Source organism: Novosphingobium umbonatum (assembly GCF_004005905.1).
In the GTDB taxonomy this organism is placed as follows: domain Bacteria; phylum Pseudomonadota; class Alphaproteobacteria; order Sphingomonadales; family Sphingomonadaceae; genus Novosphingobium; species Novosphingobium umbonatum.
The window spans coordinates 2501-4137 of the sequence record NZ_SACO01000033.1 but is presented as its reverse complement, the minus strand read 5'-3'; the positions used below and the strand labels follow the sequence as shown (position 1 = coordinate 4137).

1 rRNA gene (cut by a window edge) is annotated in these 1637 nt (G+C 52.4%); it reads right to left on the bottom strand.

Annotation, left to right across the window (positions count from 1 at the left end):
- Window positions 1-1637, bottom strand: a 23S ribosomal RNA gene (locus tag EOE18_RS18075); its annotated part runs 479 nt beyond the window's last position; the annotation flags it as partial.

Below are 1637 nucleotides of genomic sequence, written 5' to 3'. Positions count from 1 at the left end.
CCTGGGTTAGACATCAGAAAACAACAGGGTGGTATTTCACCTATGGCTCCACACCAGCTGGCGCCGGTGCTTCATAGCCTCCCACCTATGCTACACAATTCTTTCCTAATGCCACTCTGAAGCTGCAGTAAAGGTGCACGGGGTCTTTCCGTCTAACCGCGGGTACTCCGCATCTTCACGGAGAATTCAATTTCGCTGAGCATATCCTGGAGACAGTGGGGAAGTCGTTACGCCATTCGTGCAGGTCGGAACTTACCCGACAAGGAATTTCGCTACCTTAGGACCGTTATAGTTACGGCCGCCGTTTACCGGGGCTTCAATTCGGAGCTTGCACTCCTCCTCTTAACCTTCCGGCACCGGGCAGGCGTCAGACCCTATACGTCGTCTTGAAGCCGACTTAGCAGAGTCCTGTGTTTTTGCTAAACAGTCGCTACCCCCTGGCCTGTGCCCCCCACAATTGCTTGCGCAAAAATGGGGCCTCCTTCTTCCGAAGGTACGGAGGCAATTTGCCGAGTTCCTTCAGGATACTTCTCTCAAGCGCCTTGGTATACTCTACCTGACCACCTGTGTCGGTTTCGGGTACGGTCTATACGGTGGGGCTATTTCCTGGAACCACTCAAAGGCATGCTCAATCCAATAAGAACATACAATCTACGTGATCCGTCACTCACCACCAGGCCCACGAATATTAACGTGGTTCCCATCAACTACCCCCTTCGGGCTCGTCTTAGGGGCCGGCTCACCCTGCTCAGATTAGCTTTAAGCAGGAACCCTTGGTCTTTCGGCGAGAGGGCATCTCACCCTCTTTATCGCTACTCATGTCAGCATTCGCACTTCCGATACCTCCACGACCCATTACCAGATCGCTTCTCAGGCTTACGGAACGCTCCGCTACCGCTCAGATCTAAGATCTGAACCCTAAGCTTCGGTGCATCACTTTAGCCCCGTTACATCTTCGCCGCAGGAACCCTTATTTAGACCAGTGAGCTGTTACGCTTTCTTTAAAGGATGGCTGCTTCTAAGCCAACCTCCTGGTTGTTTTGGGATTCCCACATGCTTTCCCACTTAGTGATGACTTGGGGACCTTAGCTGTAGGTTAGGGCTGTTTCCCTTTTGACGACGGACCTTAGCACCCGCCGTCTGTCTGCCGAACAAGGCTCGTTGGTATTCGGAGTTTGGTTAGTATTGGTAGATCTCGCGACCCCCGCAACCATCCAGTGCTCTACCCCCAACGGCATACATTCGACGCTCTACCTCAATAGATTTCGCGGAGAACCAGCTATTTCCCGGTTTGATTGGCCTTTCACCCCTAAACACAACTCATCCGAGAATTTTTCAACATTCAACGGTTCGGCCCTTCAGTGCGTGTTACCGCACCTTCAGCCTGGTCATGCCTAGATCACCGGGTTTCGGGTCTAATGCATCATACTCTTCGCGCCCTATTCAGACTCGCTTTCGCTGCGCCTACACCTATCGGCTTAAGCTCGCATGATACACTAAGTCACTGACCCATTATGCAAGAGGTACGCTGTCACCCCCTAAAGAGGCTCCAACTGCTTGTAAGCATCCGGTTTCAGGTACTGTTTCACTCCCCTCATCGGGGTGCTTTTCACCTTTCCCTCACGGTACTGTGTTCG